Origin of the sequence: Streptomyces vietnamensis (genome assembly GCF_000830005.1) — a bacterium.
In the GTDB taxonomy this organism is placed as follows: domain Bacteria; phylum Actinomycetota; class Actinomycetes; order Streptomycetales; family Streptomycetaceae; genus Streptomyces; species Streptomyces vietnamensis.
Window position 1 is genome coordinate 3,325,717 of record NZ_CP010407.1, and the last position, 23,093, is coordinate 3,348,809.

A 23,093-nucleotide genomic window follows, 5' to 3' on the forward strand; every position below is an offset into this window, starting at 1 on the left:
CCGCGTGCTCCGCTCGGGAGTCAGCGCCCACGTGTCCCGTCCTCCTGCTCCAGTTGCCCGTTCCCACCGGCCGTCGCCGTGCCCGCTCCGCCGCCGTCGCCGTCGGTCGCCGCTCGCGCCACGACCCGGGCGCCGCTGCCGGGCAGCGCCGTCGGGTCGACGGTCGCCCGCGGCGGCGCGGGCAGCCTCGGCGGTACGGGGAGCACGGCCCGGTCCCCGGCGGGCTGCGCCGGGACCGCGGCGAGCCGGCCGGTCTCCTGGGCGCGTCCGGCGGCCGCCTGCTCGCGGTTGCGCCGGGAGTCCTCGGGCTCCAGCGGGATCGGGGAGCCCCGCAGCGGCTCGTCCGCGGTGCGCGGCAGGGTGAGCCGGAACTGCGAACCGCCGCCGGGCTCGCCCCAGGCCTGGAGCCAGCCGCCGTGCAGCCGCGCGTCCTCGACGGCGATCGACAGGCCGAGGCCGGTGCCGCCGGTCGTACGCGCGCGTGCCGGGTCGGCGCGCCAGAACCGGTTGAAGACCCGGGTCGCCTCGCCCGGCTTCAGACCCACGCCGTAATCCCGTACGGCCACGGCGACGGCCCCCCCGGCGGCGGCGAGCTTCACGACGACGTCGCGGCCCTCGCCGTGCTCGACGGCGTTGACGACGAGGTTGCGCAGCACCCGCTCGACCCGGCGGGCGTCCGCCTCGGCCACGACGGGCTGCTGGTCGCCGAGGACGACGATCCGGGTGCCCTTGCGCTCGGCGAGGGGTTCGGCGCCGCCTATGACCCGGCGGACGACCTGGCGCAGGTCTATCGGCTCGGCCTCCAGGGCGGCCGCGCCCGCGTCGAAGCGGCTGATCTCCAGGAGGTCGGAGAGCAGCGACTCGAAGCGGTCGAGCTGGTCGCCGAGGAGTTCGGCGGAGCGGGCGGTGATGGGGTCGAAGTCGACGCGGGCCTCGTGGATGACGTCGGCGGCCATCCGGACCGTGGTCAGCGGGGTGCGCAGCTCGTGCGAGACGTCGGAGACGAAGCGCCGCTGCATCCGCGACAGCTCCTCCAGCTGCTGGATCTTGAGCTGGAGGTTGGAGGCCATCTTGTTGAAGGCCTCGCCGAGCCGCGCGATGTCGTCCTCGCCGGTGACCTTCATCCGTTCCTGGAGGCGGCCGGCCGAGAGCCGTTCGGCGATCCCGGCGGCCATCCGCACGGGCGTGACGACCTGGCGCACCATGAGCCAGGCGATGGCTCCGAGCAGGACGACGACGAAGAGTCCGGCGGTCGCCAGGGTGCCCTTGACCAGGGTGAGGGAGTCCTCCTCCTGGGCCAGCGGGAAGAGGTAGTACAGCTCGTACTGGGTGCCCTCGGCGTCGTTCAGCCGCTTGCCTATCACCAGGCCCGGCTCGGACGCCTTGCCGCTGGTGTAGTGGATGCGCGTGAACTTCTGGAAGGTCCCGGTGCCCTGGGCGACCCAGTGCCGCAGGTCCGCCGGGATGCTCGTGGTCGGGTCGACCTCGCCGGAGGCGCGGGCGCCGCGGCTCGCGGTGTCACCGGTGTCGAGGGAGAGCGCGACCACGTTGAAGGCGCTCTGGCCACCGCTGGCGAGCTGTTCGACCAGGGTGGAGCGCCAGTTCACGGAGGAGCCGGCCCGTCCGCCGTCCTGCTGTCCGGGCGCCGAGGCAGTGGTCGCCGCCCGGTCCTGGGCGGCGGAGAACCCCCCGGCTGCCTGGCTCTGGGCGGCTTTCTCCTTGGCGTCGAGCAGGCCGTTGCGCACCTGCCCGATGACGACGATGCCGAGCAGCAGCACCACTCCGAGGGACATCAGCAGGGTGCCCGCGACGATCCGCAGCTGGATGTTCCGCCGCCACAGCCGCACGGCGGGCAGCAGCGGCCGGCGGACCCAGCGCGCGAAGAGCCGGAGGACCGGTCCGCCGCGCGTCCCGTCACGGAAGAGCCGTCCACCGTGCAGCAGACGGCCGAATCGCGAGCCCCCCCGCCCCGGTCCGGCAGTCCGCCCCGTACGGACTCCCGGGTCCCCGGGCCTCGGAGCAGCACTGCCTTCAGTCATGTCAGCTCGGCCCCGCCTTGTAACCGACACCGCGGACGGTCACCACGATCTCCGGGCGCTCGGGGTCCTTCTCGACCTTCGAGCGCAGCCGCTGGACGTGCACGTTCACCAGGCGGGTGTCGGCCGCGTGCCGGTAACCCCACACCTGCTCGAGGAGGACCTCGCGCGTGAACACCTGCCACGGCTTGCGCGCGAGCGCGACCAGCAGGTCGAACTCCAGCGGCGTCAGCGCGATCGACTGCCCGTCCCGCTTCACGGAGTGCCCGGCCACGTCGATGACCAGGTCGCCGATGGTGAGCTGCTCGGGAGCCGGCTCCTCGGACCTCCGCAGCCGCGCCCGGATCCGGGCGACGAGCTCCTTCGGCTTGAACGGCTTCACGATGTAGTCGTCGGCGCCGGACTCCAGGCCCACGACCACGTCGACGGTGTCGCTCTTGGCCGTGAGCATGACGATCGGCACCCCGGACTCGGCCCGGATGAGCCTGCACACCTCGATGCCGTCCCGTCCGGGCAGCATCAGGTCGAGGAGCACCAGGTCGGGCTTGGCCTCTCTGAAAGCGGCAAGCGCCTTGTCACCGTCCGCGACGAACGACGGCTCGAACCCTTCACCCCGCAGCACGATGCCGAGCATCTCGGCCAGTGCGGTGTCGTCGTCGACGACAAGAACGCGTCCCTTCATATCGACATCATCCCATTAGCCAATCGTTACCTGCCGTGACCTGTCCCACAGCGTCTCCCCCTGCCCGGGCCTTGATCTCGTGGTCGGCGGCCCGCTCGGCCCGTCTGCGCGCGGTTCGCGCGACCAGATCGGGCATCCGCACAGTGTGCCGCCTGCCGCTCGCACAATGAAGGTCCGGACAAAGGTACGAAGGAGATCACGGCTCCGGCCCACGGGCGGTCCCCGCGTGGCACGATGGCACCCGGCCCGCCGCCCTGTCAGGTGTCGGCCGCCGTGACCGAGCCGGTTCGCCGATCCGGCACCGCGACCATTCATCCGAGGTGGACGACCGTGAACGACACTCCGGGCTGGACCTCGCCCGGATCCGCCCCCTCCGACGGCCAGGACGGCTCGGGGGCCCCCGGGCCCTCCTCCGCGGCCGACGCGAACGGCTCCGCCACCCAGTGGTCTAAGGACCAGCCGCCCGCCGGCCAGTGGTCCCCGCCGACCGACCGGACTCCGCCCCCCGGCCCCGGCCAGAACTGGGGAACCCCGCCCCCGAACGTCAACTGGGGCAGGCCTCCGGCCGCGAAGCCCGGAGTCGTCCCGCTGCGCCCGCTGGGCATGGGCGAGATCCTCGACGGCGCGGTGAAGACCCTCCGCACCTACTGGCGCACGGTCCTCACCATCACGGTCACGGTCGCGGTGATCTCCCAGGTCGCCAACATCCTGGCCCAGAAGTACCTCGTCCCGGCGCCCCCCGAGCTCAACCCGGACGCCACGCCCGCCGAGGCGCTGGAACAGTCCCTCGACTCCGCCCAGGCCTCCCTGATCGGCCTGGGCCCGGCGCTGCTCGTGACGATGATGGCCTCGCTCGTGAGCGCCGCCCTGCTGACCGTCGTCATCAGCCGCGCGATCCTCGGCCGCCCGGTCTCGCTGGGCGCCGCCTGGCAGGAGGCCCGCCCCCGCCTGCTCCAGCTGCTCGGCCTGACCCTGCTGCTCGCGGCGATGACCGCCGCCATCGTGTTCGTCGGCCTGCTCCCCGGGCTCCTGATCAGCGGCGCCCCGGGCGTGGCCCTCGCCCTCCTCGGCAGCTTCGGCGCCATCGTGGCGGTCGTCTGGCTGGTGATCCGCTTCAGCCTCTCGTCGCCCGCCCTGATGCTGGAGCGCCAGGGTGTCATCCAGTCGCTGAAGCGCTCGGCGAAGCTGGTGCAGGGCTCGTGGTGGCGGATCTTCGGCATCACCGTGCTCACGCAGCTGCTGGTCTTCGTCTTCACCATGATCGTCTCGATCCCGTTCATGATCATCGGCTTCCTGGCGGACAGCGACGGCTTCACCGGCCTCCTCTCCGGCACCTCCAACACCTACGGCTGGCCGTTCCTGATCATCACGGGCATCGGCGGCGTGATCACCAGCGCGATCACCTACCCGATCTCCGCCGGTGTGACCGTCCTCCTCTACGTGGACCAGCGCATCCGCCGCGAAGCCCTGGACCTCGAACTCGCCCGAGCCGCAGGCCTCCCCGGCTACGGCGCCACACCGGACACCGACACCGTCGGGGGCTGATGCGGTGACGGTCACGGGGGGAGCGGCCGCGGCACTGGCACGGCTGCGCGCCGACGGCGACGTACCGGTGGACATCTCCCGCGTCCCCGCCCGCGAGGCGGCGGAGCGGGAGCTGTCCGATCCGAGGTACCACGAGAACGACCCGAACCTCCTCCAGCGCGGCCTCAACCGGTTCTGGGAGTGGCTCGACGACCTCTTCGGCGCCGCTTCGGGGGCCACCCCGGGCGGTGTCCTCGGCCTCGTCGTCATCGTCCTGGCCGTGGCCGCCCTCGCCGCCGCCCTCTGGTGGCGCCTCGGCACCCCGCACCGGGCACCCGGCACCACCGGCGACTCCCTCTTCTCCGACGGCCCCCGCACCGCCCGGGACCACCGGACGGCCGCCGCCCGCCACGCCTCCGCCGGCCGCTGGAACGAGGCCGTCCAGGAACGGATGCGGGCCATCGTCCGCTCCCTCGAGGAGCGCACCCTCCTCGAACCCCGCCCCGGCCGCACCGCCGACGAGGCGGCCGCCGAAGCCGGCCGCTCCCTCCCCTCCCACGCGGACGACCTGCGCCTCGCGGCCCGCACCTTCGACGACGTCACGTACGGCGGCCGCACCGCCGACGAGCCCGCGTACCGCCGCGTCGAGGAACTGGACACCGCCCTGGAGCGGACCCGCCCCACCCTCGACACCACCTCCACGGGGACGCCCGCATGAGCCGCCCGGCCACCGGCACCACCTCGACCGCCCCCACCGCCCGCCAGGTGTGGACCCGCGTCCGCGGCGCCGTCCTCGTCCTCGCCCTGGTCCTGATCGGAGGCCTCGTCCTCGCGACGTTCCGGTCCACCGACGCCCACGGCGCACTCGACCCGCGCTCCGCCGACCCCCACGGCAGCCGCGCCGTCGCCGAACTCCTCAAGGACCGCGGCGTCACCGTCACCCTCGCCACCACCCTCGACGAGGCCACCGCGGCCACGGACACCGGAACCACCCTCCTGGTCACCACCCCCGACCTGCTGACGGACGCTCAGCAGTCCACCCTCCATACGGCGATGGAGAACTCCATCGGCCGCACGGTCCTCATCGGCGCCGGCCAAGCCTCCCTCGGCACCCTGGCCCCGGGCGTCACCAGCGCCCCGAGCGCCCCGGTGAGGGAACGCGCCCCCGCCTGCCCCCTGCCGGCCGCCACCCGCGCCGGCAGTGCCGACCTCGGCGGCGAGCGCTACGAGACCTCCCCCGGCACCATCGCCGACGCCTGCTACGACTCCGACGGCCTGCCGACCCTCGTCCGGCTCCCCGCCGCCGGCACCCCCGGTGACACCGTCCTCCTCGGTTCGCCCGACATCCTCTACAACTCCCGCCTCGACCACCTGGGCAACGCCTCGCTGGCCCTGCAACTCCTCGGCTCCCGGCCCCATCTCGTCTGGTACCTCCCCTCCCTCTCCGATACCTCGGCCGCCGACACACCGTCAGACGACACCACGGGCAACTTCCTCTCCCTCATCCCCTCCGGCTGGCTGTGGGGCACGCTCCAACTCGCCCTCGCGGCCCTGCTCGCCGCCATCTGGCGCGGCCGTCGCCTCGGCCCCCTGGTCACCGAGCGCCTCCCCGTCGCCCTCCGCGCCTCCGAGGCCACCGAGGGCCGCGCCCGCCTCTACCGCAAGGCGAACGCCCGCGACCGCGCCGCCTCCGTCCTGCGCACCGCGACCCGCACCCGGATCGCCCCGCTGCTCGGCGTCCCCGTCCAGGACGCCCACTCCCCCGACCGCCTCCTCCCCGCACTCTCCGCCCGTCTCCCCGAGACCACCGCGGACCCCAGGAACCTCCTCTTCGGCCCGGCTCCCGCCGACGACGCCACCCTCATCCGCCTGGCGGACCAACTCGACGCCCTCGAAAGAGAGGTACGCACCTCATGAGCGCCCCGACCCCCGAGACCATCACGGAATCGGACAGCGCCCGAGCCTCCCTGGAGGCCCTGCGCACCGAGATCGCGAAGGCCGTGGTCGGCCAGGACCCCGCCGTCACCGGTCTCGTCGTCGCCCTGCTCTGCCGGGGACACGTCCTCCTCGAAGGCGTCCCCGGAGTCGCCAAGACCCTCCTGGTCCGCTCGCTGGCCGCCGCACTCGAACTCGACACCAAGCGCGTCCAGTTCACCCCCGACCTGATGCCGAGCGACGTCACGGGCTCCCTGGTCTACGACGCCCGCACCGCCGAGTTCTCCTTCCAGCCCGGCCCTGTCTTCACCAACCTGCTGCTCGCCGACGAGATCAACCGCACGCCCCCGAAGACCCAGTCCTCCCTCCTGGAGGCGATGGAGGAACGTCAGGTCACGGTCGACGGCACCCCCCGCCCCCTCCCGGAGCCGTTCCTGGTCGCCGCGACCCAGAACCCCGTCGAGTACGAGGGCACCTACCCGCTCCCCGAAGCCCAACTGGACCGATTCCTGCTCAAGCTGACGGTCCCTCTGCCCTCACGCGCGGACGAGATCCATGTCCTCACCCGTCACGCCGACGGCTTCGACCCGCGCGACCTGAAGGCCGCCGGCGTCCGCCCCGTCGCGGGCCCCGCCGAGCTCGAAGCGGCCCGGGCCGCCGTCGCCAAGGTCTCGGTCTCCGCCGAGATCGCCGGCTATGTCGTCGATATCTGCCGTGCCACGCGTGAATCCCCCTCACTCACGCTCGGGGTCTCTCCCCGAGGCGCCACCGCCCTGCTCTCCACCGCCCGCGCCTGGGCCTGGCTCACCGGCCGGGACTACGTCACCCCGGACGATGTGAAGGCCCTCGCTCTCCCCACCCTGCGTCATCGCATCCACCTGCGGCCCGAGGCCGAGATGGAGGGGGTCACCCCCGACTCCGTCATCAACTCGATCCTCGCCCACGTCCCCGTCCCCCGCTGAGAACGGCGCCCCATGGCCCTCACCGGACGAACCGCGCTGCTCGCCGCCCTCGGATCGCTCCCCGTCGGCATCCTCGCCCCCAGCTGGACGGGGATGCTCGCGGTGAACGCGCCCCTCTCCCTCGCAATTCTGTGCGACTACGCCTTGGCGGCGCCAGTACGAACGCTCCAATTCACCCGAAGCGGTGATACATCCGTTCGACTCGGTGACGAGGCGGAGGTCCAGCTCACCGTCACCAACCCGTCCCGCCGCCGCCTGCGCGCCCAGCTCCGCGACGCCTGGCCGCCCAGCAGCTGGCTCCCCGGCACCGAACAGGCCTCTTCACGCCGCCGACTGGCCGTCCCCGCCGGCGAACGCCGCCGCCTCACCACGAGCCTGCGCCCGACCCGCCGCGGGGACCGCCGCGCCGAACGGATCACGGTCCGCTCGTTCGGACCCCTCGGCCTCGCGGCCCGCCAGGGCCACCACGAGGTCCCCTGGACCGTCCGCGTCCTGCCGCCCTTCACCAGCCGCAAGCACCTGCCGTCACGCCTGGCCCGGCTCCGCGAGCTCGACGGCCGCACCAGCGTGCTCACCCGCGGCGAGGGCACGGAGTTCGACAGCCTCCGCGAGTACGTCCCCGGCGACGACACCCGCTCGATCGACTGGCGGGCCACGGCCCGCCAGACCACCGTCGCGGTCCGCACCTGGCGCCCCGAGCGCGACCGGCACATCCTGATCGTCCTCGACACCGGCCGCACCTCGGCCGGCCGCGTCGGCGACGTCCCGCGCCTGGACGCCTCCATGGACGCGGCGCTCCTCCTCACCGCACTCGCCTCCCGCGCCGGTGACCGCGTGGACCTCCTGGCCTACGACCGCCGCCTCCGCGCCCAGGTCCAGGGCCGCTCCGCCGGCGACGTCCTGCCGGCCGTGGTCAACGCCCTCGCACCGCTGGAACCCGAACTCGTGGAGACCGACGCCCGCGGCCTGGCGGCAACCGCTCTCGCCCGCGCTCCACGCCGCTCGCTGATCGTCCTCCTGACCGGCCTGGACGCCGCCCCGATCGAGGAGGGCCTCCTCCCGGTCCTGCCGCAGCTCGCCCAGCGCCACACGGTCCTGGTGGCCTCCGTGGCCGACCCCCACGTCACCCGCATGGCAGAGAACCGCGGCACGATCGAAGGCGTCTACGAGGCAGCGGCCGCCACCCAGACACAGTCCCAGCGCGCTCGCACCGCGGAACAGCTCCAGCGCCACGGCGTCACGGTCGTCGACGCCACCCCCGACACCCTCGCCCCCGCCCTGGCGGATGCCTACCTCGCCCTCAAGGCAGCCGGCCGCCTCTGAACACGACGGCTGAACCCGGCCCCCGAAAGGGGATCCGTGCCGTAAACGCAGAAAAGCCCCGCACCATGAGGTGCGGGGCTTTCCCACAATGATTGTTCGGCGGCGTCCTACTCTCCCACAGGGTCCCCCCTGCAGTACCATCGGCGCTGAAAGGCTTAGCTTCCGGGTTCGGAATGTAACCGGGCGTTTCCCTAACGCTATGACCACCGAAACTCTATGAAGTTACGAACCGCCGCACCACCCAAAGGGGGGCGTGTTCGTTGCTTCAGAACTAACACAGTGGACGCGAGCAACTGAGGACAAGCCCTCGGCCTATTAGTACCGGTCAGCTCCACCCCTCACGGGGCTTCCACATCCGGCCTATCAACCCAGTCGTCTACTGGGAGCCTTACCCTCTCAAGGAGGTGGGAACACTCATCTCGAAGCAGGCTTCCCGCTTAGATGCTTTCAGCGGTTATCCCTCCCGAACGTAGCCAACCAGCCATGCCCTTGGCAGGACAACTGGCACACCAGAGGTTCGTCCGTCCCGGTCCTCTCGTACTAGGGACAGCCCTTCTCAATATTCCTACGCGCACAGCGGATAGGGACCGAACTGTCTCACGACGTTCTAAACCCAGCTCGCGTACCGCTTTAATGGGCGAACAGCCCAACCCTTGGGACCGACTCCAGCCCCAGGATGCGACGAGCCGACATCGAGGTGCCAAACCATCCCGTCGATATGGACTCTTGGGGAAGATCAGCCTGTTATCCCCGGGGTACCTTTTATCCGTTGAGCGACGGCGCTTCCACAAGCCACCGCCGGATCACTAGTCCCGACTTTCGTCCCTGCTCGACCCGTCGGTCTCACAGTCAAGCTCCCTTGTGCACTTACACTCAACACCTGATTGCCAACCAGGCTGAGGGAACCTTTGGGCGCCTCCGTTACCCTTTGGGAGGCAACCGCCCCAGTTAAACTACCCATCAGACACTGTCCCTGATCCGGATCACGGACCGAGGTTAGACATCCAGCACGACCAGAGTGGTATTTCAACGGCGACTCCACAACCACTGGCGTGGCTGCTTCACGGTCTCCCACCTATCCTACACAAGCCGAACCGAACACCAATATCAAACTGTAGTAAAGGTCCCGGGGTCTTTCCGTCCTGCTGCGCGAAACGAGCATCTTTACTCGTAGTGCAATTTCACCGGGCCTATGGTTGAGACAGTCGAGAAGTCGTTACGCCATTCGTGCAGGTCGGAACTTACCCGACAAGGAATTTCGCTACCTTAGGATGGTTATAGTTACCACCGCCGTTTACTGGCGCTTAAGTTCTCAGCTTCGCCTGGTCGAAACCAAGCTAACCGGTCCCCTTAACGTTCCAGCACCGGGCAGGCGTCAGTCCGTATACATCGCCTTACGGCTTCGCACGGACCTGTGTTTTTAGTAAACAGTCGCTTCTCGCTGGTCTCTGCGGCCACCCCCAGCTCAGAGTGCAAGACTCATCACCAGGCGTGGCCCCCCTTCTCCCGAAGTTACGGGGGCATTTTGCCGAGTTCCTTAACCATAGTTCACCCGAACGCCTCGGTATTCTCTACCTGACCACCTGAGTCGGTTTAGGGTACGGGCCGCCATGAAACTCGCTAGAGGCTTTTCTCGACAGCATAGGATCATCCACTTCACCACAATCGGCTCGGCATCAGGTCTCAGGCTATGTGTCACGCGGATTTGCCTACGTGACGCCCTACACCCTTACCCCGGGACAACCACCGCCCGGGCTGGACTACCTTCCTGCGTCACCCCATCGCTTACCTACTACCACCTTGGGTCGACGGCTCCACCACTTTCCTTTCCCCGAAGGGTCCGGAACGGCTTCACGGCCTTAGCATTAATGGGCTCGATATTGGGCGTTTCAAAGCGGGTACCGGAATATCAACCGGTTGTCCATCGACTACGCCTGTCGGCCTCGCCTTAGGTCCCGACTTACCCTGGGCAGATCAGCTTGACCCAGGAACCCTTAGTCAATCGGCGCACACGTTTCTCACGTGTGTATCGCTACTCATGCCTGCATTCTCACTCGTGAACCGTCCACAACTCGCTTCCGCGGCTGCTTCACCCGGCACACGACGCTCCCCTACCCATCACAGCACCCGTTGGGGCTTTTGCTGCAATGACACGACTTCGGCGGTACGCTTGAGCCCCGCTACATTGTCGGCGCGGAATCACTTGACCAGTGAGCTATTACGCACTCTTTCAAGGGTGGCTGCTTCTAAGCCAACCTCCTGGTTGTCTCTGCGACTCCACATCCTTTCCCACTTAGCGTACGCTTAGGGGCCTTAGTCGATGCTCTGGGCTGTTTCCCTCTCGACCATGGAGCTTATCCCCCACAGTCTCACTGCCGTGCTCTCACTTACCGGCATTCGGAGTTTGGCTAAGGTCAGTAACCCGGTAGGGCCCATCGCCTATCCAGTGCTCTACCTCCGGCAAGAAACACACGACGCTGCACCTAAATGCATTTCGGGGAGAACCAGCTATCACGGAGTTTGATTGGCCTTTCACCCCTAACCACAGGTCATCCCCCAGGTTTTCAACCCTGGTGGGTTCGGTCCTCCACGAAGTCTTACCTCCGCTTCAACCTGCCCATGGCTAGATCACTCCGCTTCGGGTCTTGAGCGTGCTACTGGATCGCCCTGTTCGGACTCGCTTTCGCTACGGCTTCCCCTCACGGGTTAACCTCGCAACACACCGCAAACTCGCAGGCTCATTCTTCAAAAGGCACGCAGTCACGAGGATGTGCAAGCACATCCCGACGCTCCCACGGCTTGTAGGCACACGGTTTCAGGTACTATTTCACTCCGCTCCCGCGGTACTTTTCACCATTCCCTCACGGTACTATCCGCTATCGGTCACCAGGGAATATTTAGGCTTAGCGGGTGGTCCCGCCGGATTCACACGGGATTTCTCGGGCCCCGTGCTACTTGGGTGTCTCTCCAACGAGCCGTACAGATTTCGGCTACGGGGGTCTTACCCTCTACGCCGGACCTTTCGCATGTCCTTCGCCTATCCATACGGTTTCTGACTCGTCCTGTCGCCGGCAGACGACAGAAGAGAGATCCCACAACCCCGCATGCGCAACCCCTGCCGGGTCTCACACGCCTGCGGTTTGGCCTCATCCGGTTTCGCTCGCCACTACTCCCGGAATCACGGTTGTTTTCTCTTCCTGAGGGTACTGAGATGTTTCACTTCCCCTCGTTCCCTCCACATGCCCTATGTGTTCAGGCATGGGTGACAGCCCATGACGACTGCCGGGTTTCCCCATTCGGAAACCCCCGGATCAAAGCCTGGTTGACGGCTCCCCGGGGACTATCGTGGCCTCCCACGTCCTTCATCGGTTCCTGGTGCCAAGGCATCCACCGTGCGCCCTTAAAAACTTGGCCACAGATGCTCGCGTCCACTGTGTAGTTCTCAAACAACGACCAGCCACCCATCACACACCGCCAGGCGGTGCTGTACTGGGGCCGGCATCCTCGAAGGCATGACCATGACGGCCGTACCCTCAGACACCCAACAACGTGCCAGGCACAGTCCGTTCCTCGAATCCCGTGTTCCACGCCGAAGCAGTACTAGCGGTCTCTCGTCCCTGACTGTGCCAACTAATCAACGTTCCACCCATGAGCTGACCGTGCGAGACGTTCGCTCGCATCCGGTGCTGTGCTCCTTAGAAAGGAGGTGATCCAGCCGCACCTTCCGGTACGGCTACCTTGTTACGACTTCGTCCCAATCGCCAGTCCCACCTTCGACAGCTCCCTCCCACAAGGGGTTGGGCCACCGGCTTCGGGTGTTACCGACTTTCGTGACGTGACGGGCGGTGTGTACAAGGCCCGGGAACGTATTCACCGCAGCAATGCTGATCTGCGATTACTAGCAACTCCGACTTCATGGGGTCGAGTTGCAGACCCCAATCCGAACTGAGACCGGCTTTTTGAGATTCGCTCCGCCTCACGGCATCGCAGCTCTTTGTACCGGCCATTGTAGCACGTGTGCAGCCCAAGACATAAGGGGCATGATGACTTGACGTCGTCCCCACCTTCCTCCGAGTTGACCCCGGCGGTCTCCTGTGAGTCCCCATCACCCCGAAGGGCATGCTGGCAACACAGGACAAGGGTTGCGCTCGTTGCGGGACTTAACCCAACATCTCACGACACGAGCTGACGACAGCCATGCACCACCTGTATACCGACCACAAGGGGGGCACTATCTCTAATGCTTTCCGGTATATGTCAAGCCTTGGTAAGGTTCTTCGCGTTGCGTCGAATTAAGCCACATGCTCCGCTGCTTGTGCGGGCCCCCGTCAATTCCTTTGAGTTTTAGCCTTGCGGCCGTACTCCCCAGGCGGGGAACTTAATGCGTTAGCTGCGGCACCGACGACGTGGAATGTCGCCAACACCTAGTTCCCAACGTTTACGGCGTGGACTACCAGGGTATCTAATCCTGTTCGCTCCCCACGCTTTCGCTCCTCAGCGTCAGTAATGGCCCAGAGATCCGCCTTCGCCACCGGTGTTCCTCCTGATATCTGCGCATTTCACCGCTACACCAGGAATTCCGATCTCCCCTACCACACTCTAGCCTGCCCGTATCGGATGCAGACCCGGGGTTAAGCCCCGGGCTTTCACACCCGACGTGACAAGCCGCCTACGAGCTCTTTACGCCCAATAATTCCGGACAACGCTTGCGCCCTACGTATTACCGCGGCTGCTGGCACGTAGTTAGCCGGCGCTTCTTCTGCAGGTACCGTCACTTGCGCTTCTTCCCTGCTGAAAGAGGTTTACAACCCGAAGGCCGTCATCCCTCACGCGGCGTCGCTGCATCAGGCTTGCGCCCATTGTGCAATATTCCCCACTGCTGCCTCCCGTAGGAGTCTGGGCCGTGTCTCAGTCCCAGTGTGGCCGGTCGCCCTCTCAGGCCGGCTACCCGTCGTCGCCTTGGTGGGCCGTTACCCCGCCAACAAGCTGATAGGCCGCGGGCTCATCCTTCACCGCCGGAGCTTTCCACCCGGGAAGATGCCTTCCCGGGTCGTATCCGGTATTAGACCCCGTTTCCAGGGCTTGTCCCAGAGTGAAGGGCAGATTGCCCACGTGTTACTCACCCGTTCGCCACTAATCCACCCCGAGGGGCTTCATCGTTCGACTTGCATGTGTTAAGCACGCCGCCAGCGTTCGTCCTGAGCCAGGATCAAACTCTCCGTGAATGTTCACCGGTGATCCGGTGGCACACTCGCGTTGAGCGGGACGGTCATGCCGGAATGTGGCCGACCGTCCACAGCGTCCTCGCTGTGTATGTCGCCTGCCCGCCACGAGGGCCGACAGGACTTTTCAAAGGAACCTCGACCATCCGGAGATGGACGGGGTATCAACTAATCTGGCGTTGATTTTTGGCACGCTGTTGAGTTCTCAAGGTGCGGACGCTTCCTTCGGTCCCGTTTCCGGGCCCTCCGGGCGCTTCCTTCGTTTCCGACTCTATCAGATCTTTCCGATCCGATTTCCTCGGTGCTTTCCGGTCCGTTTCGCTTTCGCTCCGGGCCCTTCCGGCGGTTTCGACTTTATCAGATTCATTTCGGCCGGCCTAATCGGCGGCTTTCGTGATTCGAATAAGAATCGGGATGACTCCGTGGAATCGAATCCCCAACCGGAGCGAGTGAGACTCTACACCGGTCGCTGCCGAACTGTCCAGTTCTAGGCAACCGTTTGAATCTACCTCCCCACGAGCCCCGTGTCAACGGGTTTCGCGAGCACCGGAGGAGACTAGCAGCTCAGGAGGGCCCGACGCACATCAGGCGGCGGTGGGGAGCGTGGCGCTGCGGTCGGGCTCCTCCAGGTCGCCGGTGTCGCCGGCTCGGGCGGCGCGGCCGCCGAGGACGTAGACGTACGCGAGGAAGGCCAACTCGGCGGCGATGCCGATGGTGATGCGGGCCCAGGTGGGGAGGCCCGAGGGGGTGACGAAGCCTTCGAGCAGGCCCGAGACGAAGAGGACCAGGGCCAGGCCGATCGCCATGCCGACGGCCGCGCGTCCCTGTTCCGCCAGGGCGGCTCGGCGGGTCCTGGGGCCCGGGTCGATGACCGTCCAGCCGAGGCGGAGGCCCGTACCGGCGGCCACGAAGACGGCGGTCAGTTCGAGCAGGCCGTGGGGAAGGATCAGGCCGAGGAAGACGTCGAGGCGGCCGGCGGAGGACATCAGGCCGATGCCGACGCCCAGGTTCAGCATGTTCATGAAGAGGATCCAGAGGACCGGGATCCCGAGGAACGCGCCCAGGACCAGGCACATGGCCGCGGCCTGGGCGTTGTTCGTCCAGACCTGGGCGGCGAAGGAGGCCGCCGGGTGGCTGGAGTAGTACGTCTCGTACTGGCCGCCCGGGCGGGTCATCTCGCGGAGGTCGGTGGAGGCTCCGATCGCGGCCTGGACCTCCGGGTGCGTACCGATCCACCAGCCGAGGAGCGCCGCCAGCAGGGTGGAGAGGACAGCCGTGGGGACCCACCAGTGGCGGGAACGGTAGACCGCGGCGGGGAAGCCGGCCGTGAGGAAGCGGACCGCGTCGCGCCAGGAGGAGCGTCGGGTGCCGGTGACGGTGGCGCGGGCGCGGGCCACGAGCTGGGTGAGCCGGGCCGTGAGCATGGGGTCCGGGGTGCTCGACTGGACGATCGAGAGGTGGGTGGCCGTGCGCTGGTACAGCGCGACGAGTTCGTCGGCCTCGGCGCCGGTGAGCTTGCCGCCCCGGCGCAGGAGGTGGTCGAGGCGTTCCCACTCGGCGCGGTGGGCGGTCACGTAGACGTCGAGGTCCATGATCGGCTGCTGCTCCAGGCACTGGCTGCGGACGGGTCCGTACTACTGCGGCGCGCTGCGGGTCAGCTTGGCAGACTGGCGTTCGGAGGGGTCGGGAAGGTTCGGAGAAGGGTGGGTGCCGTGAGTGGGTTGGTGACGGGGGACGCCGTCGTACTGGGGTTGCAGCCGGCGCGGCTGCCGAGTCGGGCGCTCGCGTTGCTCATCGACCTGGTCGTGGTGTGGGCCGCGTATCTGCTGATCACGCTCGGGCTCGCGGTCGCCACGGCGTCGCTGGACGAGGCGGCGGTGGCGGCCGTGTCCATCGCGTCCTTCCTGCTTGTGCTCGTGGGGGCGCCGATCGCGGTGGAGACGCTGTCGCACGGACGGTCGCTGGGAAAGCTGGCCGTCGGGCTGCGAGTGGTACGGGACGACGGGGGGCCGATCCGGTTCCGGCACGCGCTGGTGCGGGGTGCGATGGGGGTCGTGGAGATCCTGATGACCTTCGGGGTCGTCGCCTGTGTCGCTTCGCTGGTGTCCGAGCGGGGGCGGCGGCTCGGGGACGTCTTCGCGGGAACCCTTGTGGTGCGGGAGCGGATACCCGCGGCGCGGGCTCTGGCCGTGCCTCCGCCGCCGCCGTGGCTGGTGGGACGGTTCGCCGGGATCGATCTCTCGGCAGTGCCGGAGGCGCTGTGGCTGGAGATACGTCAGTACCTGACGCGGGCGCGTGAGCTGGACCCGGTCGTGGGGCGGCAGCTGGCGGAGCGGCTGGCCGACGAGCTGGTGGCCCGGACCGGTACGCCTCCGCCGGCGGGGGTGCCGGCCGATGCCTATCTGGCGGGGGTGGTGGCCGAGCGGCAGGCGCGGGACGCCCGGCGGGCGTTCGCTCCGGGGGTGGGGGCGGGCTTGCCGGGGGGCGGCTTGTCGGGGGTCGGCTTGCAGGGTGTCGGAGTGTCGAGTCCTGTACTGCCTCCGGTTGTTGCTCCTCCGGTTGTTGCTCCTCCGGTTGTTGCTCCTCCGGTTGTTGCTTCCCCCGTCGGCTCTTCTCCCGGTGGCGAGCCGGCCGCCGGGTCCGGGGCGCGGCCCACCGGGTTCGCCCCTCCTGCCTGAGCAGGGCGATCAGGGGAAGACCGACGGTGGGGTCTCCAAGGCTTCGAGTTCGATGCCGGGGGCGGCGAGGACCACGTCGCCGGCGATGTGGACCGTATGGCGTTCGCCCGTGTCCAGGGCGCTGACCTGGTACTCGTCCACCATCAGTGGGCCGTTGTCAGTGGCGTGCGCTTCACTTCTCAGCAGGGCCCAGGACTGGTCGACCGTGAGGGGGGCGAGCACCGGGTCCGTGAAGGCGACGAGCCTGACACGGGTCTCGGGGGAATCGGGGGTGAGACGCAGGAGTCGCGTGAGGGCGACGAGGAACGCCGGGGACGTGCCGGTGAAGGCGTGGGCGCGCACATTGCCTTCGGTGGCGTGGGTTCCGGTGGGGTCCGTGCGGACCCAGGTGACGCCGTCGAGGGCCGCGCCGCGGACCTGCCAGCTCGCGGCGTGCAGTTCGAGGCGGATGGGGCGGCCGAGTTCGTCGACGGCCAGGTCGACGGAGCCCTTGTGGTCGCCGGAGGGGGTGGTGATCTGCGAGACGTAACGCCAGCCGGAGGGGCCGGGCGCGCAGTGGAAGTGTTCTTCGCCGAGGGGGGTGTGATCGTGCGGGTCATGGAGCGAATAACGGCCGCGGGGCATGGGGCGGTCCTCGGGAAGGTGCGCTTCCTGGAGCGGTAGCGGGGAGCGGGGCTGGACGGGGCAGGCCCCCGGCACGGGGGTGCGGGGGCCTGCCTGAGTCCTCTACGGGTGTCCGGGACGGCGCCGCGTCAGCGCGCGGGCGCCGCCGGCCGGGGCATCAGTAGCGGTAGTGGTCCGGCTTGAAGGGGCCCTCGACCTCGACGCCGATGTAGGCGGCCTGCTCCGGGCGGAGGGTCGTCAGCTTGACGCCGAGCGAGTCCAGGTGGAGGCGGGCGACCTTCTCGTCCAGGTGCTTCGGGAGGACGTAGACGTCGGTCGGGTACTCCTGCGGCTTGGTGAAGAGCTCGATCTGGGCCAGGGTCTGGTCCGCGAAGGAGTTCGACATCACGAAGGAGGGGTGGCCGGTCGCGTTGCCGAGGTTCAGCAGGCGGCCCTCGGAGAGGACGATGAGGACCTTGCCGTCGGGGAAGGTCCAGGTGTGGACCTGCGGCTTGACCTCGTCCTTGACGATGCCCGGGACCTTGGCGAGGCCGGCCATGTCGATCTCGTTGTCGAAGTGACCGATGTTGCCGACGATGGCCTGGTGCTTCATCTTGGCCATGTCGGCGGCCATGATGATGTCCTTGTTGCCGGTGGTGGTGATGAAGATGTCGGCGGTCTCGACGACCTCGTCGAGGGTCGTGACCTGGTAGCCGTCCATCGCCGCCTGGAGGGCGCAGATCGGGTCGATCTCGGTGACGATGACGCGGGCGCCCTGGCCGCGGAGGGACTCGGCGCAGCCCTTGCCGACGTCGCCGTAGCCGCAGACGACGGCGGTCTTGCCGCCGATGAGGACGTCGGTGGCGCGGTTGATGCCGTCGATGAGGGAGTGGCGGCAGCCGTACTTGTTGTCGAACTTCGACTTCGTCACGGCGTCGTTCACGTTGATCGCCGGGAAGAGGAGGGAGCCGGCCTGCTGCATCTCGTACAGGCGGTGGACGCCGGTGGTGGTCTCCTCGGTCACGCCGCGGATCTCGGACGCCAGCTGGGTCCACTTCTGCGGGTTCTCGGTGAGGGTGCGGTTGAGGAGACGGAGGATGTGGCCGTACTCCTCGCTGTCCGCGGTGGACGGGTCCGGGGCGGAGCCGGCCTTCTCGAACTCGACGCCCTTGTGGACGAGGAGGGTGGCGTCACCGCCGTCGTCCAGGATCATGTTCGGGCCGCCGGTGGGCGAGTTCGGCCAGGTGAGGGCCTGCTCGGTGCACCACCAGTACTCCTCCAGGGTCTCGCCCTTCCAGGCGAAGACCGGGACGCCCTGGGGGTTCTCCGGGGTGCCGTTCGGGCCGACGGCGATGGCCGCGGCGGCGTGGTCCTGGGTGGAGAAGATGTTGCAGGAGGCCCAGCGGACCTCGGCGCCGAGGGCGACCAGGGTCTCGATGAGGACGGCGGTCTGCACGGTCATGTGCAGGGAGCCGGTGACGCGCGCGCCGGCGAGCGGCTGGGTCTCGGCGTACTCCCGGCGGATCGACATCAGGCCGGGCATCTCGTGCTCGGCGAGGGTGATCTCCTTGCGGCCGAAGGCGGCCAGGGAGAGGTCGGCGACCTTGAAGTCCTGGTGGGCGGCAGTCGTCATGACTGTGCTGCTCCTCGTGTGTGCGAGTGCGAGGGTCGGTTGAGGCGCCTGGCACCACGGCGACGCCCTCTGGGCATACGAATGCCCGGGCGCTTCCTGGGTGCCGTCGTCGGAGGCCCTCTCTCCCTCGGCCGGTCCGCGGACCGCCCGACCGCCATCAGCAGCGACGTCTGGCTGGTCACGAATCTACACCGATCGGTGTGGTGGCCACAGTCCGCATCGGGCCCGCCGCCCGTCCTTCCCGCGTCCTTCCCGCGTCCTTCCTGCGTGCTTCCTGCGTCCGGCGCCTGTGTCCCGTACGGATGTACGAAGCCCCCGGGGCGTGTGGTCCCGGGGGCCTGTGGTGGTGGGGCGTGCGTCCCCAGGGGGTCAGTGGCCGGGGCCGCCCGGGGTCGCGGCCGGGTTCGGGCCCGCGGAGGCGGCCTTCTCGCTGTAGATGTCGGGCTCCAGGTAGATGACCCGGGCGATCGGGACGGCGGCGCGGATGCGCTCCTCGGCGGCGTCGATGGCGTTCGCGACCTCGACGGCCGTGTCGTCGTGCTGGACGGCGACCTTGGCGGCGACGAGGAGTTCCTCGGGGCCGAGGTGGAGCGTGCGCATGTGGATGAGGCCGGTGACGGTCTCGCCGTCGACGACGGCCGCCTCGATCTTCTTGACGTCGTCGACGCCCGCGGCCTCGCCGAGGAGGAGCGACTTGGTCTCGGCGGCCAGGATGAGCGCGATGACGATCAGCAGGACGCCGATGCAGAGGGTGCCGATGCCGTCCCAGACGCCGTTGTCGGTCGCCAGGGCGAGGCCGACGCCGCCGAGGGCGAGAACGAGGCCGACGAGGGCGCCGAGGTCCTCCAGGAGGACGACGGGGAGTTCGGGGGCCTTCGCACGGCGGACGAACTCCTTCCAGGAGAGGCCGCCGCGAATCTCGTTGGACTCCTTGATCGCGGTGCGGAAGGAGAAGCCCTCGGCGATGATCGCGAAGACGAGCACGCCGACCGGCCAGTACCAGGCCTCGATGGGGTGCGGGTGCTTGATCTTCTCGTAGCCCTCGTAGATGGCGAACATGCCACCGACGGAGAAGAGCACGATGGAGACGAGGAAGGCGTAGATGTACCGCTCGCGGCCGTAGCCGAACGGGTGCTGCGGGGTGGCCTCGCGCTGGGCCTTCTTGCCGCCGAGGAGCAGCAGGGCCTGGTTGCCGGAGTCGGCGAGCGAGTGGACGCTCTCGGCGAGCATCGAGGACGAACCACTGAAGAGGAACGCCACGAACTTGGCTACGGCGATCGCCAGGTTGGCGGCGAGTGCCGCCACGATCGCCTTGGTTCCGCCTGACGCGCTCATGGGTGTACGTGGTCCCTTCGTCGGTGCTCCGGCTCGATCGCCGCGGTTCGGCCGGTCATTGTCGCATCAGGCCACGACGGTCGCCCGGAAGACGGTGCCCTCCCCGGACAGTTCGGTGGCCTCGCCCGCCGGTACGAAGACGGACTCGCCGGGGGCGAGGGTGACCTCGCCGACCTTCGGGTGGCCCGCGGTGGTCAGCAGGATCTGGGGGACGGGGGCGGTGAGGTCGGTGGGGGCGGCGCCCTCGGCCCGTACGAACCGGGAGAGGCGGAACTCGTCGATCGGGGTGTCGTAGACCTCCTCGCCCGAGGGGGAGGCCTCCGGGCGCAGCACGGCCGGTTCGTTCGGTTCGAAGCGGACGATCCGGAGGAGCTCGGGGACGTCGACGTGCTTGGGGGTGAGGCCGCAGCGCAGCACGTTGTCGGAGTTGGCCATGATCTCGATGCCGAGGCCGTCGATGTAGGCGTGCGGGACGCCCGCGCCGAGGTAGAGGGCCTCGCCGGGCTGGAGCCGGACGTGGTTGAGGAGCATGGCGGCGATCACGCCGGGGTCGCTCGGGTAGTGGTGGGCCAGGATCGCGTAGGGGGCGTGGTCGCCGCCGAGGCGGTCGGCGGCGGCATGGGCCTCGGCGACGGTGTGCGCCATCTCCTCGCGGTCGGCGGTGAGCAGGGCCGTCAGGACCTCGCGGAGCGCGGCCTCTTCGGGGTGGGCGTGGAGGAGGTCCACGTACGGCTTGAGGGAGTCGACGCCCAGCGCGTCGATCAGGTCGGCGGCCTCGACGGGGTTGCGGAAGCCGCACAGGCCGTCGAAGGGGGTGAGGGCGCAGATCAGCTCGGGCTTGTGGTTGGCGTCCTTGTACGTGCGGTGCGGGGCGTCGATCGGGATGCCGGCGGCCTCCTCGGCGGCGTACCCGGCCTGTGCCTGCGCCAGGTCGGGGTGGACCTGGAGGGAGAGCGGGGCGCCCGCCGCGAGCAGCTTGAACAGGAACGGGAGCCGCGGCCCGAACTTCTCGACGGCCCGCTCCCCCAGTTCGCGCACGGGGTCGGCGGCGATGAGCTCGTTCAGCGCGCCGCGCTCGGTGCGGGAGGGGGCACCCGGATGGGCGCCCATCCACAACTCGGCCTGGGGCTCGCCGGTGGGGGCGATCCCGAGCAGTTCCGGGATGGCCGTCGTGGATCCCCAGGCGTAGGGGCGGACGGTGTTGACGAGGCGGTCCATGGTGCCTGCCAGCTCCTCGGGGTGGTGACGGATCGTGCGGGTGTCGGGAGACAGGTGACAGGGGGCGGGTGACGAGGGGGTGACTCAGTGGGGTCCTTGTGGTGGCCCTACGCCGACGTGGGTGGGTGGCTGGTGCCGGTGGGTGTCCGTGGGGCGCTGGGCTGGTGTGGGTGGGGCGGTGCGGGTGGTGGGTGCCGGGGGTGCGTTTTGGGGTGCGCGCTAGTGCGGGGGGGCAGGCGGGTAGGGGCGGGCTGGTGGGGGGGGGTGCGCCGGTGGCGCTAGTGCGGGGTGCGGGCCGCGGTCGCCAGGTTGAGGTAGACCGCTGCGAAGTCGGTCACCGCGACCAGTTCGGCGAGGGTCTCCAGGTCGTCGCCCTCCTCCGGTTCCAGTTCGCTGATGGCCGTCTCGTGGCCGAGGGCCAGTTCGCGGGCGGCCGGGGCGGCGGTCAGGCCGTCCGCCGGGCGGTCGCGGAGCAGGACCACCCGCGCGCGGAGCGCCTGCTGCTCGTCCACGCGGTCGCGGAAGAAGTCGTCCGGGTCGGCGCCGGCCGCGTAGTCGCCCGCGAGGAGGACCCCGTGCGCCGGCAGGGCCTCCGGGAGCTCCGCGGCGAGCGCGGGCAGCCCGGCGAGTTCGGCGAGGACGGCGGCGAAACGGCGGCCGGCCGGGCCCGCGGCGTTGCCCTCGGTCCAGATCAGCGGGAGCGAGTCCGCGAGCTCGGCGGCGAGCGTCTTCGCCGGGTTGCTGTACGTGGCGATGGCCGGGCCGCAGCGTTCGGCCGTACGGTCCAGGCGGTCGGCGACCTTCTCCAGGACCTCCTGCGGCGCGTCGAGCAGGCCGACGCGGTCCAGGAGCATGAGCAGCGGGGTGAACAGGGCCCACAGGGCGCCCGGGCTGGCCGCGATGCTCTCGGCGTACTCGTCGGGCGTCTCGTTCGGGGCGGTCGCCATCGGGACGAACAGGCCCCGCGAGCCGTTGACCGCCTCGGCGAGCGGGGAGGCCTTCGGGGCGACGGCGACGACCGTGATCCCGCGGCGGTACGCCTGCTCGGCGAGGAGGGCGAGGCCCGGTTCCGCGCCGTCGGTGGTGGGCAGGAGGAGCAGGTCCACCGAGCCCGCCCAGCCCGGCAGGGCCCAGCGCAGGGCGCCCGCGGCGGGGGCGACGCCGGTCGGCTGGAGCCGTACGACGGGGGCGGCGGCTCCCGCGAGGGCGCCGATCAGATCCGCGACGCCGGCCGCGGCGGTGCCGGGGCCCGCGACGAGGACGGCGCGGGGGCGGCCCTCGGGGCGGAGGTCCGCGATGCCGGCCTCGGCGGCGTGCCGGGCGGCGGTCCGTACCCGTGCGCCGGCCTCGGCGGCGCCGCGGAGGAGGCCGCGGCGGTCGGCCAGGGCGAGGTCGTCCGGGGCATCGAGGAGGGTCTCGTCGAGCATGTGCGGCCTCCCTGCGGGGCGCGGCTTGCGGGGCGCTTGTTTGTGCGGGGCGCTTGCTTGTGCGGGTGCGGGTGCGGGGCTTGTCGTGGGTGGGCCCGGACCCCGTGGCGAGCCCGTCGTGGTGCGGGTCCAGGCGCGGGAGCCTCTGGCGCCGGCAAGGGCGCCGTCCGTTGTGCCCACCCGTTCCGCCCCTTGCGGAACGCCTGCCCACAACGGCGGGGCGCAGGCCCACACGGAGGGCGAAGCGCACCGCCCAGCGCGGGCGTCGTTACTCCGGCTTGCGGGCCTCGTCGGTGAGGAGGACCGGGATGCCGTCGCGGACCGGGTAGGCGAGGCCGCAGTCGGGGCTCGTGCAGATCAGCTCGGGGGTCTCGTCCGCCGTGCGGTCGTTCAGCGGAGCGTGGCAGGCCGGGCAGGCCAGGATCTCCAGGAGGCCGGCTTCGAGCGGCATGGGGTGTCCCTTCGAACAGACGGATCGGGCCAGGTCAGCCTACCGCCGGGGAACGGGGCACGCC

General features: G+C 69.3%; 15 protein-coding genes and 3 rRNA genes. 6 read left to right on the top strand and 12 right to left on the bottom strand.

Translation table 11 applies throughout. The features are described 5' to 3' along the window. Positions 1 to 20: 20 nt before the first annotated feature. Together mtrB and mtrA are read right to left on the bottom strand one after the other, a co-directional pair. The gene (gene mtrB, locus SVTN_RS14685) at positions 21 to 2,039 is read right to left on the bottom strand and encodes an MtrAB system histidine kinase MtrB (RefSeq protein WP_078908353.1); all 2,019 of its coding nucleotides are present in this window, start codon (positions 2,037 to 2,039) and stop codon (positions 21 to 23) included. A gap of 1 nt (position 2,040) precedes the next feature. Continuing rightward, positions 2,041 to 2,718: a two-component system response regulator MtrA gene (gene mtrA, locus SVTN_RS14690; RefSeq protein ID WP_010356958.1), complete on the bottom strand. Its 678-nt coding sequence runs from the start codon at positions 2,716 to 2,718 to the stop codon at positions 2,041 to 2,043. Between the two features lie 330 nt (positions 2,719 to 3,048). Here mtrA and SVTN_RS14700 point away from each other — a divergent pair, with 330 nt between their 5' ends. The 5 genes from SVTN_RS14700 to SVTN_RS14720 are packed head-to-tail and all read left to right on the top strand — an operon-like array spanning position 3,049 to position 8,462. Next, entirely contained in the window at positions 3,049 to 4,263 is a 1,215-nt protein-coding gene (locus SVTN_RS14700) for a DUF7847 domain-containing protein (RefSeq protein ID WP_078908354.1), read from the top strand. A 4-nt stretch (positions 4,264 to 4,267) separates the two neighbouring features. Further along, positions 4,268 to 4,960, top strand: coding sequence for a DUF4129 domain-containing protein (locus SVTN_RS14705; protein ID WP_041129503.1), 693 nt, complete (start codon positions 4,268 to 4,270; stop codon positions 4,958 to 4,960). After that, positions 4,957 to 6,159 carry a DUF4350 domain-containing protein gene (locus tag SVTN_RS14710; protein WP_041129504.1) on the top strand — a complete coding sequence of 401 codons (1,203 nt, stop codon included), beginning with the start codon at positions 4,957 to 4,959 and terminating at the stop codon, positions 6,157 to 6,159. The genes SVTN_RS14705 and SVTN_RS14710 overlap by 4 nt, the downstream gene beginning before the upstream one ends. Further along, positions 6,156 to 7,139 (top strand): AAA family ATPase, encoded by a 984-nt coding sequence (locus SVTN_RS14715; RefSeq protein ID WP_041129505.1) that lies wholly within the window; start codon positions 6,156 to 6,158, stop codon positions 7,137 to 7,139. Before SVTN_RS14710 ends, SVTN_RS14715 begins: the two co-directional genes overlap by 4 nt. A gap of 12 nt (positions 7,140 to 7,151) precedes the next feature. Continuing rightward, positions 7,152 to 8,462: a DUF58 domain-containing protein gene (locus tag SVTN_RS14720; protein WP_041129506.1), complete on the top strand. Its 1,311-nt coding sequence runs from the start codon at positions 7,152 to 7,154 to the stop codon at positions 8,460 to 8,462. A gap of 94 nt (positions 8,463 to 8,556) precedes the next feature. On the opposite strand, the gene rrf is transcribed toward SVTN_RS14720, so the two are convergent. The 4 genes from rrf to SVTN_RS14740 form a co-directional block, all read right to left on the bottom strand. Next, positions 8,557 to 8,673, bottom strand: a 5S ribosomal RNA gene (gene rrf / locus SVTN_RS14725). Between the two features lie 84 nt (positions 8,674 to 8,757). Next, a 23S ribosomal RNA gene (locus SVTN_RS14730) occupies positions 8,758 to 11,876 on the bottom strand. A 285-nt stretch (positions 11,877 to 12,161) separates the two neighbouring features. Next, positions 12,162 to 13,687, bottom strand: a 16S ribosomal RNA gene (locus tag SVTN_RS14735). The 16S, 23S and 5S rRNA genes sit together here, the layout of an rRNA operon. 581 nt (positions 13,688 to 14,268) lie before the next feature. After that, positions 14,269 to 15,276, bottom strand: coding sequence for a stage II sporulation protein M (locus SVTN_RS14740; RefSeq protein ID WP_041129507.1), 1,008 nt, complete (start codon positions 15,274 to 15,276; stop codon positions 14,269 to 14,271). A gap of 120 nt (positions 15,277 to 15,396) precedes the next feature. Here SVTN_RS14740 and SVTN_RS14745 point away from each other — a divergent pair, with 120 nt between their 5' ends. Beyond that, entirely contained in the window at positions 15,397 to 16,362 is a 966-nt protein-coding gene (locus SVTN_RS14745; RefSeq protein WP_052499115.1) for an RDD family protein, read from the top strand. Positions 16,363 to 16,371: 9 nt separating this feature from the next. Here the strand turns inward: SVTN_RS14745 and SVTN_RS14750 are convergent, their stop codons facing one another. The 6 genes from SVTN_RS14750 to SVTN_RS14775 all read right to left on the bottom strand — a co-directional run bounded on the left by SVTN_RS14750 (position 16,372) and on the right by SVTN_RS14775 (position 23,029). Next, positions 16,372 to 16,986, bottom strand: a complete 615-nt coding sequence (locus tag SVTN_RS14750; protein ID WP_041129508.1) for a hypothetical protein — start codon at positions 16,984 to 16,986, stop codon at positions 16,372 to 16,374. Between the two features lie 157 nt (positions 16,987 to 17,143). Beyond that, complete coding sequence (ahcY, locus tag SVTN_RS14755; protein ID WP_041129509.1) at positions 17,144 to 18,598, bottom strand: adenosylhomocysteinase; 1,455 nt, start codon at positions 18,596 to 18,598, stop codon at positions 17,144 to 17,146. Between the two features lie 369 nt (positions 18,599 to 18,967). Next, on the bottom strand, positions 18,968 to 19,933 hold the full coding sequence (locus SVTN_RS14760) for a cation diffusion facilitator family transporter (RefSeq protein WP_041129510.1): 966 nt from the start codon (positions 19,931 to 19,933) through the stop codon (positions 18,968 to 18,970). A 66-nt stretch (positions 19,934 to 19,999) separates the two neighbouring features. Then, entirely contained in the window at positions 20,000 to 21,151 is a 1,152-nt protein-coding gene (gene manA / locus SVTN_RS14765; RefSeq protein WP_041129511.1) for a mannose-6-phosphate isomerase, class I, read from the bottom strand. A gap of 278 nt (positions 21,152 to 21,429) precedes the next feature. Beyond that, positions 21,430 to 22,578 (bottom strand): SIS domain-containing protein, encoded by a 1,149-nt coding sequence (locus SVTN_RS14770; RefSeq protein WP_041129512.1) that lies wholly within the window; start codon positions 22,576 to 22,578, stop codon positions 21,430 to 21,432. A gap of 268 nt (positions 22,579 to 22,846) precedes the next feature. Then, the gene (locus tag SVTN_RS14775) at positions 22,847 to 23,029 is read right to left on the bottom strand and encodes a Trm112 family protein (RefSeq protein WP_041129513.1); all 183 of its coding nucleotides are present in this window, start codon (positions 23,027 to 23,029) and stop codon (positions 22,847 to 22,849) included. Positions 23,030 to 23,093: the final 64 nt, after the last annotated feature.